Source organism: Streptomyces sp. NPDC002888 (assembly GCF_042888465.1).
In the GTDB taxonomy this organism is placed as follows: Bacteria; Actinomycetota; Actinomycetes; order Streptomycetales; family Streptomycetaceae; genus Streptomyces.
The window spans coordinates 93,078-106,316 of record NZ_JBIAPU010000025.1; the positions used below are offsets into that span (position 1 = coordinate 93,078).

1 protein-coding gene is annotated in these 13,239 nt (G+C 70.5%); it reads left to right on the forward strand.

Annotation, left to right across the window (positions count from 1 at the left end; all coding sequences use genetic code 11):
* Positions 1-2: 2 nt before the first annotated feature.
* Positions 3-13,239, forward strand: a 13,237-nt coding sequence (locus ACFYWX_RS33960; protein WP_389428673.1) for an EndoU domain-containing protein, incomplete at its 3' end; no start/stop codon positions are given.

A 13,239-nucleotide genomic window follows, 5' to 3' on the forward strand; every position in this document is an offset into this window, starting at 1 on the left:
CCATGGCGATCGAGGCTTCGAAGTCCGTCAACAACATGCTGTTCGTCCTGATCGGCGAGCGGCTCATCCAGGCGAACGAGGACCTGGCACGCCGCAGCCACGGCCCCTACCGGCGGCTGGCCCAGGACCTGCGTGACCTGTCGGACGCCATCGAGGACTCGATCGTCACCGCCAGCAAGGGCCTGCCGCCCCAGGTCGGCAACGACTACCGGCGTGCCATGGGCCTGCTCGTGAACGACGGCGGCACGAACTACCTGAAGCAGTTCGCGCAGCAGGTGGACGAGATCGCCCACGGACGGGTGAAGACCTCGTGGAACATCACGGAGTCCAAGTGGCAGATCATCGCCGAAGTCATCCGGCTGATGGTCGAGTTGCTGGTCATCCTGGCGCTGTCGGTCTTCAGCGGCGGCGCGAGCGCGGGCAAGGTCGCCGTCGCCAAGGCGCGCAGCCGGGTCGTGGTGCTGACCGTCCTGGACACACTGATCAAGAGGACGCACCTCCTGCCGATCATCGGGCAGGCCTTCGATGAGGCGCTCCAGGCATTCATCGTGCGGCTGAGCCTGATCGCGTTCACCTCTGGCGAGGGCAGCTTCGACAACTTCGACTGGGGCGCGCTGGGAAAGGAGGCCCTCTTCGGCGCGCTGGCCGGGGGGTTCATGGGCGCCTACACCGGCGCCGGCTCCAAGATCGGCAACTCCGTCAAGCAGGCCGTCCGGCAGACCCCGGTGACCAAGAACGTCGCCGAGGACGTCACCTCCAAGGTCGGCAAGACGGCTGCCCGGCCCGACGCCGGGAACCTGCCGCTGGCGGAAAAGGGCGTACGCACGGTGCCCCGGACCACCAACCGCTTCGTCGCCGAGGGCGGTTCGGAGGCGCTGGCCGAGGTCGTCGGCGGCGGCCTCACCACCGGGAACTGGGCGACCAGCTGGGACTCCTTCCTGGGCGCCGGCATCAGCGGCAACACCAACCAATGGCTCGCCGGCGGCGCCCAGAGCACCGGACTGGCCATCAACAGGGCCATGTTCACCACACCGCCCGCCACGGCCGACTCCCAGGAGACCGCACTCGCTCCCGAGGACGACACCGACGGCTCCCGTACACCGGTCACCACGACGAGCACGGACCCTGACACCAAAGACGCCGCCGAGGGCGGGACCGCCACGGCATGGCCGACGCGGACGAGCACGGTGGGCGGCTCGGATGCGGGGAGTTTTGACACCGACTTTTCGGATGTCGGGGTGTCGGGGTCGGTCGGCGGTTCGACGGGTTCGGCGGGTTCGACGGGTTCGACGGGTTCGACGGGCAAGACGGGTGTGGCGGGTTCGGCGGGCTCGACCGGTTCGACGGGTGTGGCGGGTTCGAGGGGCTCGACCGGATCGACCAGTGGGAACGATGCGGCCGGTTCGACTGGTTCCACCGGTTCGACCGGTTCGACCGGTTCGGCTGGTTCCACCGGCGCGGCGGGTCCCACCGGCTCAACCTCTTCGCAGGGCACCGGTGTTCCTCAGTCCACCGCCCCGGTGCCCACGACCGTGGACGCCGATCCGTCGTCGTCCGGTGCGGAGAGCGCCGACGCCATGTCCGATGAGCCCTCCTCGGCGGGATCGACCACGCAGCCGCCGACGGTGAGCACAGGCAGCAGCGCACCTGGCACTGCCGCCGACCGGAGCGGCCCCGCGTCCGATGACACCGAATACGTCGGCCCCCAGGATGCTGACAGGAGCGGCGACGCGACCCAGGACACCGGTGTGCCCCAGACATCGCCCGTCGCGGCCAACGGTGCCGCCGCCCAGCCAGCCACGGGCACGGCGGCGCCGCGCGGTTCGGCCGTACCGTCGTCCGCGGTACCGTCGTCCGCGGTACCGGCATCTGCTGCATCGTCGTCCGCCGCATCGTCGTCTGCCGCACCGGGGTCGTCTGCCCAGGCCTCGTCGGACAGTCCGTCCCGGCCCGCCCGGGGCACTTCGGCTGATCCGGCGGTGGACGAGGAGCGTTCGCGGACGGGCGAGGGGACGCCGGACGAGCAGCCCGCGCTGTCGGTGCAGACGGTGGACGGGACGTCCGAGGGCGCGCTCCCCGGCGCGACAGCGTCCCCTGCTCCCGCGGCTCAACCCGTTGCCCCGGCCTCCGCGCCGACCCGCCCGGTGGATCAACCCACGGCCGCCCCCGGCCGTACAGCCGCCGAGTCCGAGGGCGGCAGGACCGGGAAGACGACGAGTGATGAGCGAGAGCCGGATTCGGAACTGGAGCCCGACCACGACGGGGAGCCGTCGCGGTTCACGCCGGCGTTCGCCACGGAGTCCGGCCCCGAGCCGGACGCGGCGCACGAGGACACCGGGTCGCCCGTGCGGCGTGGCGTCGACGCGGACGTCGAGGGACCAGGGGCGGTCGCGCAGAGCGGGGTGACGACGACCGGCGCGGAGCGGGTCTGGCAGACCGTGCCGAGGCAGACCAGGTCCGACGAGGGGGCGCCCGACGTGAAGCGGCCACGGCTGGGGGACGGGCCGGACGCGCGCCGCGAGGAGGAGGCGCGGGCCGAGGCCGCCTCGGAGCCGGGAGCCACGTGGTGGGGGTCGGAGTTGCCGGAGCCCGACGCGTCGGGGTTCGCGGGAGCGGTGGAGATCGCCCGTGGTGGGGTGAGCCCTCGGGCGGTGGAGCCGGATGCCCTGCTTGACTTCATGGGCGTGCTCTCCGTGCGGAATTTCGAAGCGCGGCGGTACCAGCTGCCCACCGGGGAGTTCGGCACCCGCGTGGTGGTCCGCGTGTTCTTCGAGGAGGGCGCCCCGGAAGGGGGCGTGCCCGTCAGCGGCGAACAGTTGCGCGAGCTGGCTGAGCGTGCTCAGGACGGTGTCAACGAGTGGTACAACCGGGGCTCCCGTCTTCCCGACGGTGACCTGTTCCGGCTCGATCTGCAGTTCGTGCGCCAGCCTGACGCCGCTCATCACATCGTCACGGTGCATGCCGAAATCGAGCGGGTGAACCACCTCAACTGGGGGCTCGACACCGAGCCCGACATCCTGGCTCATGAGGTGGGGCACCTGTTGGGGCTGGATGATGAGTATCGGGAGGGCCTCTTCTTCGGCAGGCGCCCGGTGTACCAGGACGGGGCCCTGATGGACGGTCCCTCACCCCTGGACGGCAGGGGACGCCCGGATGTGGACATGGACCACTCCGCTGAGGACCCGGACAGCGGTCTGATTGCGGGTCGGTGGTGGATTCCGCCTCGTCATCTGCGGCAGATCGGTGCGGCGATCGAGGGGGCGTTGGGCACGGCGCGTCTGCGGGGTGAGGGCGAGGCGGTCGTGTCCAGCGCGGACACGGTTCTGCCTCGTGCGGACGGGTTGCCGACGCGTGCTCACTTCTCTCTGGACACGCGGCGGGCTGTGTTGTATGGGGAGTTGGGGTCAGGGGTTGGTGGTCTTCTGGCGCCGCGTGGGTTGTCGTCTCGTGTGCGGCCGGTGGTGTTGGAGGGGTCGGTCAACGCGAACGGGACTTACCGTGCCGAGTACGTCGGTGCGGGCGGTGCGGGCGGTGTGAGTGGGCGGTCGGGTTCGAAGACGCTGTCGCATCCGGTTGCGGGTGATCTGCATGTCGGTGAGCGTCCTTCGGCGCGGGGGCTGGTGATGTTCCCGGCGTACTGGACCGAGGACGATGCGGTGTATGCGGCGGAGCAGGCGTATCTGCAGGCGTTGCGGGTGGGGTCGGTCGTTGCGGTGCCGGGGCGGTCGGGGGCGTTCACGTGGGTGGGTGAGTACGGTGGGGTGCGGATCGAGGGGGAGTTGGCGCAGGGTTCGTTCACCGGGTTCCGGCCCTCCGAGGACCAGCCGGACACGCCTGCCCCCGCGTACGTACCGCCGCCGAGGTCGATGGCTCCCAGGTCGGGTCCGGCCATCGGGCGGCGGGTCGAGGATGTGGCCCGGTACGGCGACCGCCGTACCCGCAGCGGGGCCCACCACGAGCCGGACCAGGACGCGCTGGATCAGGAGGAGTTCTACGGCCTTCGGATCGAACGCGGTGAGCAGTTCGACAACGGCACCTACCAGGCCACGGTCTGGTTCCTCGACCCGGCGCTGCACCCGCACAACCCGCTGACGGAGTTTCCGTCCCGCTGGCGACTGCACCGGGACGGGGACGGGCATGTCATGTTCCCGCACACCTGGTCGGCACTGGAGGTGCTGGACGCCGTCGAGCAGGCGCACGCCTCAAGCATGGCCGTGCGGTTGGACGGCCGCACTTATCACTGGGTCGGCGAGGTATCGGGTGTCCGTATCGAGGGCCTGGTCCGGGACGGTGAGCACGTCGCCTACCGGCCCACCTCGACGCAGCCCCACCTGCGATGGCCGGCGCAGGAGCCGATTGGCGGGACGGGCGCCGTACCGGCGAGCTTCACGCGTGACGGACAGACCTTCGGTTACGACGTCCGGCAAGTGCTGTTCGCAGGCGGGCAGCGGGGTCTCGACCTCACGGCCCGGATCCATCTGGCCACTGCCCCAGACACCGACGCCTCGGACGTCGACGACCTCTCAGCACGTCTGCGGGCGGCGGTGGCCGACGCGTACGGTCCCGTCGTCCGCGCGGACGGGGCACCGCTGGTGCGCCTGTCACTGGCCTTCACCGACAACCCCGAGGCGGCGCACCGGACCTTCTCGGTTCGGCAGTTGAGCGACGGGGAGATCGTGAACGCCCTGCCGGGGCTCCTGGGTGTGCGGCCGGACGCCGGTGAACTCAGGGCCCTCGCCCAGGCGGTGGGTGGTGCGGTTCCAGCAGCCGACGTATGGATGCCGCCCAGCGGCACCGATCCCACGCGGGGTCGGGCGGCCATCGAGCATGCCCTCGCCCTCGCTGACCCGCTCGGCCAGCCGACCACTCTGCGGGAACCCGACCCCTCCGACACCGGACGCTCCGGCCCCGCTGCCGTCACCGGCATGGAGAGGCTCGACGGCGAGGTGGCAGCGGCATTCGCCCCCGATGCGCCGCGCAACGGGTATGCGGAGGGCACGTTTCCCGCCGGCTGGACCATCCAGGACATACGTTTCGCCGCGTACCAGGTCACGCACGACCCGCTGAGCACGAGACGGAACTCCGAGGGCCCCGGTGCGACGACCATGCGTGGTGAGTTCGCCGGGACCGTCCTGGAAGTGACGCTCGAGCACGGCCTGATCGTCGACGTGAGCCCGGCTTCCGCGACCGCGGGGAGACTGAGGACAACTGCTGACTTCAGTGAGGAGAACGAGGACAGCGAAGAGCGGAACGGCACCGCGGCTGACGGCGGGCAGTCGCCGGACGACACGTCGTTCTTCACCGAGGACGAGACTGCTTTCCTGATGGGAGAGTTCCTCCAGGGGCCTCCCGGGGCCGCCGCTTCCACCGGCGGACGGCGGGTCTGGCAGGCCGCGCCGAGGCCGACCGGGACCAGGGACCCCGGGGCGGATCGGTCCGGTGCGACAGACGGAGGCGACGTCGACGAGTTCTCCGCGAACGAGACCGCCACGGCTGACATGGCGCCTGCGGTGAACTACCCCACGGTGACGGGCCCTCGCGTTCCCACGCCCGGGGAAGGCCGGCTGGAGACGGACGACGCGCTGCCGGCGGACGGGACGGACGCGCCGGGTCCGTCGCTGTCCGAGGCGGCGGGTGACGGTCCTGCTGGGGGTCGGGAGGCCCGGGGTGGAGTCTTCCCGGCCGACTGGAGTGTTCATCTGCGTGGTGTCCACGATGTGCCGACCCCGGAGACCCTGCAGACCGATGTGCATCAGTTGCGGGAGATGCTCGGCGAGGTCTCCGTTGTGGCTGACACGGTCGGTGTCGCCCTGTCCACGCTGAGGACTCTGCGGATCGCCGCGGTCAATCCGCACTTCACTGTGGCCATCCGCGTGTTCTGGGGTGCTCGGGGCGTCGAGGAGGGATTGGTCGGTGAGGAGCTTCGGAAATGGGTGGACGCGCGGGCCCGTGAGAGCCAGGTCCGTCTCAAGGAGGACGTCGCGCTGCTGCGGGACCGGTTGGGCTGGGAGGAAACAACCAGGAGGATCGGCGTATCGCGTGCGAGGGCCTCTGTCTACATGAGTGATGGAGCCCCGTCGCTCACGACGGCTGCCCGGATCATCGAGCAGGCGGAGCGTCTGCGAGCGGAACCGCCGGGTGGGCTCGTGTTGGAGGAGTTGGATGAGGAGGCTTTGGACGATCTGGGGTCGTTGTTGTCCGAGGCGGTTGGTGGTGGGGGTGATGTGGTGATGGGGGAGGGCCTGGGTGGGCTCGTGTTGGAGGAGTTGGATGAGGAGGCTTTGGACGATCTGGGGTCGTTGCTGTCCGAGGCGGTCGGTGGCCGGGGCGATGTGGTGATGGGGGAGGGGCCGGGCGGCGGTGACGTTCGAGTGGCGGGTGTCGGCGATGTGCCGACTCGGGAGAGCCTTCAGACGGATGTGGATCGGCTGCGGGAGGCGCTGGGTAGCGACACCGCCGTGGCTGCCACGCTCGGTATCGGCCGGCAGACGTTGATCAATCTGCGGAACGCCGCGGTCAAACCGCACTTCGATGTGGCTTTCCGGGTGTTCTGGGGTGCTCGGGGCGTCGAGCAGGGGTTGGTCGGTGAGGAGCTTCTGGAGTGGGTGGACACGCGGGTCGCTGAGAGTCAGGCCCGTCTGAGCGAGGACGTGGCGCTGCTGCGGGACCGGTTGGGGTGGCGCGAGGCAGCGGTGAGGATCGGCGTCCAACGCCAGACGATGCACTTGTACCTGGACGGACGCACGCCGAGTCTGCAGGCGAGCGTCAGGATCATGGAGGAAGCGGAGCGCCTGCGGCGGCACGACCGGGTCGAGGCGGATCCCGAGGCGGATCCGGGGGCGGTTGATGTGGCGCCGTCCGTGGTGTCCGGTGCGCCCGGGCCGGTTGGTTCAGCCGGGTCTTCGGCGGGTGGTGGGGGCAGCGCTGCCGCTGGGAGTGTGCGGGGTGTGGCCCGACAGGCCGCACTCAGGTCAGGCGGGGCGCAGGAGGGCGAGCCCGAGACGAAGCGGCCGCGGCTGTGGGACAGGCCGGACGTCGAGGGGCCGTCCGACGTGCGCGGCGCGGTCGACGTCCAGGCCGGGGGAGGTGAGGCGTCTGCGGCAGGGGCTGTTTCGGAGCCCGGTGCCGGGTGGCTGGGTCTGGGGCTGCCGGAACTTGACGGCACGGAGTTCGCGGGTGCGCAGGAGACCGCCCGTGGTGAGGTGAGCCCTAGGGCGGTGGAGCCGGATTCCCTGCAGGACTTCATGGGCGCGCTCTCCGTACGGAACTTCGAGGCGCGGCGGTACCGCCTGCCGACGGGGGAGTTCGGCACCCGCGCGGTGATCCGCGTACATTTCCGGCCCGGGGATCCGGCGGACGGGGAGCCGGTCGGTGCGGAACAGTTGCGCGAGCTGGCCGTGCGTGCGCAGGAGGCGGTCGCCGACCGGTACAACCTCGGCTCCCGTCTTCCCAACGGTGACCTGTTCCGGCTCGACCTGGAGTTCGTGCCGGATGACGCCGACGCCCACCATGTCGTCACCGTGCATACCGAATTCGAGCGGGTGAACCACGAGAACTGGTCGGTCGGCACCGAGCCCGTCGTACTGGCCCATGAGGTGGGACATCTGTTCGGCCTGGAGGACGAGTACCGGGAGGGCACCGACTTCGGCAGGCGCCCGGTGTACCAGGACGGGGCCCTGATGGACGGTCCCTCACTCCTGGACGGCAGGGGACGCCCGGATGTGGACATGGAGCACTCCGCTCTCGGTAGCGACCGGGTTCCGGGTCGGTGGTGGATTCCGCCTCGTCACCTGCGGCAGATCGGTGCGGCGATCGAGGGGGCGTTGGGCACGGCGCGTCTGCGGGGTGAGGGCGAGGCGGTCGTGTCCAGCGCGGACAGGGTTCTGCCTCGTGCGGACGGGTTGCCGACGCGTGCTCACTTCTCTCTGGACACCCGGCGGGCTGTGTTGTACGGGGAGTCGGGGTCAGGGGTTGGTGGTCTTCTGGCGCCGCGTGGGTTGTCGTCTCGTGTGCGGCCGGTGGTGTTGGAGGGGTCGGTCAACGCGAACGGGACTTACCGTGCCGAGTACATCGGTGCGGGCGGTGCGGGCGGTGCGGGCGGTGCGGGCGGTGCGGGCGGTGCGGGCGGTGCGGGCGGTGCGGGTGGGCGTCTGGGTTCGGAGACGTTGTGGCATCCGGTTGCGGGTGATCTGCATGTCGGTGAGCGTGCGTCGGCGCGGGGGTTGGTGATGTTCCCGGCGTACTGGACCGAGGACGATGCGGTGTATGCGGCGGAGCAGGCGTATCTGCAGGCGTTGCGGGCGGACGCAGTGGTTCGAGTCGCGGGGCGGAGCGGGACCTACTCCTGGGTAGGCGAGTACGCAGGGGTGCGCATCGAGGGGGAGTTGGCGCAGGGTTCGTTCACCGGGTTCCGGCCCTCCGACGACCAGCCGGACACGCCTGCTCCGGCGTACGTACCGCCGCCGCCGGAGGTCTCCCGTCCGCGATCGGGCCCGGCCATCGGGCGGCGGGTCGAGGACGTGGCCCGGTACGGCGACCGCCGTACCCGCACCGGGGCCCACCACGAGCCGGACCAGGTCGCGCTGGATCAGGAGGAGTTCTACGGCCTGCGGATCGAACCCGGGGAGCAGTTCGACAACGGCACCTACCAGGCCACGGTCTGGTTCCTCGACCCGGCACTGCGCCCCGACGACCCCCTGGCGTACTTCCCCAGCCGCTGGCGACTGCACCAGGACGGGGAGGTGCATGTCATGTTCCCGAACCTATGGGACGCCCTCCATGTACTGGACGCCGTCGAGCAGGCGCACGCCTCGAGCATGGCCGTGCGGTTGGACGGCCGCACTTATCACTGGGTCGGCGAGGCAGCGGGTGTCCGTATCGAGGGCCTGGTCCGGGACGGTGAGCACGTCGCCTACCGGCCCACCTCGACGCAGCCCCACCTGCGATGGCCGGCGCAGGAGCCGATTGGCGGGACGGACGCCGTACCGGCGAGCTTTACCCGTGACGGACAGACCTTCGGCTACGACGTCCGGCAAGTGCTGTTCGCAGGAGGACAGCGGGGCCTCGATCTCACGGCCCGGATCCACCTGGCCGCTGCCCCAGGGACCGACGTCGCCGTGGTCAGAAACCTCTCAGCACGTCTGCGGGCGGCGGTGGCCGACGCGTACGGTCCCGTCGTCCGTGCGGACGGGGGGCCGCTGGTGCGCCTGTCACTGGCCTTCACCGACAACCCTCAGGCGGCGCACCAGGTGATCGACGTCGGGCCGAGCGCGCTGAGCGACCAGGCGATCTGGAACGGTCTCCAGGGGCTCCTGGGCGTGTGGCCGGAAACGGGGGAACTCGAAGCCCTGGCCCGGGTGGTGGGCGGTGCGGTTCCGGCGGCCGACGCATGGCTGCCGGCCGCAGATACGGACCCCATGCAGGGCCGGGCGGCCATCGAGCACGCCCTCGCCCTGGCTGACCCGCTCGGCCTGCCGACCACTCTGCGGGAACCTGATCCCTCCGACACCGGACGGTCCGGCCCCGCTGCCGTCACCGGCATGCGGGAGTGGCACGAGGAACTGACGACAGCCCTCGCCCCCGACGCCCCCCGCACCCAGCATCCGGAAGGCACCTTCCCCGCCGGATGGTCCCGAGAGGACCTCCGCTTCGCCGCCTATCAGGTGGACCAGAACTCGCTGCACACCACGCCGGATCCCGAGAACTCCGATCTTGAGACCGTGCAGGGCGAGTTCGCCGGAGTCGCTCTGCACGTGACGCTCGAGGACGGACTGATCGTCGACGTGCACCCGGCGTCCGTGACGGCAGAGAGCCTCCGAGCGGGCGAATCCTCTGAACTCCCCGGCACGCACGGTCGCGACACCGCCGACACCGGTGATCCGGACACGCCACGCACCATGACGCTGTGGACGGCCGCGTCGCCTGCCGCGCGTCGCAGAACCCGCTCCGCCGACATCCTCCCGGGGGCCGGCTCGGCCGATCGGATCGCCGATGAGTCGGCCCGCGTCGAAGGCCGGGCCCTGCCCACGCCGAACGTGGACGACATCGACGTCCCGGGAGAGCGGCTGCTGCACACCCGGGTACTGCAGGAGGGCGAGGCCACCGCAGCATCTGACACGACGTCGGAGGCTGCGCCCGACAGCCGGGCCACGGCTCCGTCCGATGTGCTGTCAGCGCTCGACGGCACGGTGTTCGAGGGCGCGGAGGAGGTCGCCCGTGTCGAGGTGCTGCCGCAGATGGTGCCGGAGGCTGCCCGGGCGGGCTTCATGACCGCACACGACGTGAGGAGGTACGAGGCGCGGCGGTACCGGTTGCCGGGAGGAGGGTTCGGCACCCGTGCCGTTGTTCGGGTGCATCTCGCCGCCATCGTCCCAGAAGACGGCACGCCCATTGCGGAGGAGCAACTGCGCGCGCTCGCCCGGCGCGCTCAGGAAGGTGCCGACCTTCACTACAACGGTGGCTCCCGGCTGCCCAACGGCGACCTGTTCCGGCTCGACCTGGAGTTCGTGCCGCATCCTGACACCGCTCATCACGTCGTCGCGGCGCATGCCGAATTCGACCGTGAGAACCACCTCAACTGGGCGCTCGGTACCGAGACCGAGGTCCTGGCTCATGAGGTGGGGCACCTGCTGGGGCTGGCCGACGAGTACCGGGAGGGCGTCCGATTCGGCCGGCGTCCGGTGTACCAGGACGGGGCCCTGATGGACGGTCCATCACCCTTGGACGGCAGAGGGCGCCCGGATGTGGACATGGACCACCCCGACAGCGGTTGGGGCAGCGATCCGATTCGGGGTCGGTGGTGGATTCCGCCTCGTCATCTGCGGCAGATCGGTTCGGGGATCGAGGAGGCGCTGAGGGCCGCTGGTCCGCGGGATGACACCGCCACGGCCTTCTCCGCCGAGGAGCCCGGGTCGGACGGCTTGCCGGTGCGTGCGGAGTTCTCGCTGGAGACACGGCAGGCTGTGCTGTACGGGGAGCCCGGTTCGGGGGGCGGCGGTCATCTTCTCCCGAGTGGTATGTCGGCTCGTCCGCGGCCGGTGGTGCTGGAGGGGACGGAGAACCGTAACGGGACGTTCCGTGCCGAGTACGGTGAGTCCGACGGCGTGATCGCGCGGCTGGCGTCGGAGGACCTGTGGCTCCCGCGGGTCGGTGATCTGCACGTCGGTGAGCGGTCGGCGCGGGGGCTGATGATGTTCCCGGCGTACTGGACCGAGGACGATGCGGTGTACGCGGCGGAGCAGGCGTATCTACAGGCGCTTCGGATGGGGGCGGTTGTTCCGGTCGAGGGGCGCGGCGGGACCCATTCCTGGGTGGGTGAGTACGCGGGGGTGCGGATCGAGGGGAGGTTGAGGCAGGGGTCGTTCACCGAATTCCGGCCCTCCGACGACCAGCCGGACACACCGGCTCCCGCGTATGTGCCGTCGCCGCCGGAGGTCTCCCGCGCGCGGTCGGGTCCGGCGATCGGGCGGCGGGTCGAGGACGTGGCCCGGTACGGCGACCGCCGCACCCGCACCGGTGTCCATCATGCGCCGTCGCCGGACCAAGAGCGGTATCACGGCCTGCGGATCGGCCGGGGGACGCTGTTCGACAACGGTACCTACGAGGCCGACGTCTGGTTCCTGGACCCCGCTGTGCACCGCGGAGACCCGCTGACGATCTTTCCCAGCCGCTGGCGGCTGCACCGGGACGGGGACGGTCACACCATGTTCCCCGACAACTGGCCGGCCTTTCGGGTACTGGACGCCGTCGAGCGGGCCCACGCCGCGGCCGTCGCCACACGTGCGCACAGGCCGATGCCGGACGGCCGTACCTATCACTGGGTCGGCGAGGCGGCGGGTGTCCGTATCGAGGGCCTGGTCCGGGACGGCCAACATGTCGCGTACCGGCCCACCCGGATCCAGCCGTACCTCAGATGGCCCCGGGAGAGGCCGGTCGGTGAGATGGTCGCGGAACCGGCACGCTTCGCCCGCGAGGGGCGGACCTTCGGCTACGACGTCCGGCACGTGCTGTTCGCAGGCGGACAGCGGGGCCTTGTCCTCACCGCCCGGATCCATCTGGCCGTCGCCCCCGGTACTGATGTCGCCGTGGCCAGAAACCTGTCGGTGCGTCTGCGGGCGGCGGTGGCCGACGCGTACGGTCCCGTGGTCCGTGCGGACGGGGCGCCACTGGTGCGCCTGTCCCTGGTCTTCACCGAGAACCCGCGCACGGCTCACCAGAAGATCGACGTCGGGCCGGACGTGCTGAGCGCCCCGACGATCAGGGAAGGTCTGCCAAGGCTTTTGGGCGTGCGGCCGGACACGCGAGAGCTCGAAGCCCTGTCCCAGTTGGCGGGCGGCGTGCCTCCCGCGGCCGACGGATGGCGGCCGACCGGCGACATGGATCCCCTGCGGGGGCAGGCGGCCATCGAGCGGGCCCTCTCCCTTGCCAACCCGCTCGGCCTGCCGACCACCCTCAGGGAACCCGACCCCTCGGACACCGGAGCGTCGGACGTCCCTGTCGTCACCGGCATGCGGGAGGTGCACGACGAACTGACGGCCGGCCTCGCCCCCGACGCGCCGCGCACCCGCCACCCCGCGGGCGCCTTCCCCGCCGAATGGACCAGTGAGGACCTGCTTTTCGCCGCGTACTCGGTGAGTCTGCATCCGCTCCGCATCACGCACGACCCCGAGCGCCCCGGTTCGAAGAGCGTGTTCGCCAGGTTCCTGGGGACGGCGCTGGAGGTGACGATCGAGAACGGCAAGATCGTCGACATCCACCCAGCCGACCCGCTGCAGGACCACGACGTGTTCGCGCCGGGCGACTTGGGCGAGCCGAACGAGTTGCCTCCGGGCGGGAGTGACGAGTCCGATTCCGAATCGGACTTGAATCCCGAGTGGGTTGCAGAGTCCTCGTCGGATACGGACTCGGAGACCGGGACGGTTTATGGGCCGAGGCGGTCTTCGTCGGATGACTTGGAGTCGGATTCCTTGTCGGAGTCGGAGTCGGAGTCGGAGTCGGAGTCGGAGGCCGAGGCCGAGTACGATCCGAGGCTGTCCTCGTCGGATGACTTGGAGTCGGATTCCGGGTCGGAGTCGGATTTCGAGGGGTATCGCGAGCCGGTGGTGGATTCGGATTCCGATTCCTCGTCGGAGTCGGAGGCCGAGACCGAGTACGATCCGAGGCTGTCCTCGTCGGATGACTTGGAGTCGGATTCCGGGTCGGAGTCGGATTTCGAGGGGTATCGCGAGCCGGTGGTGGATT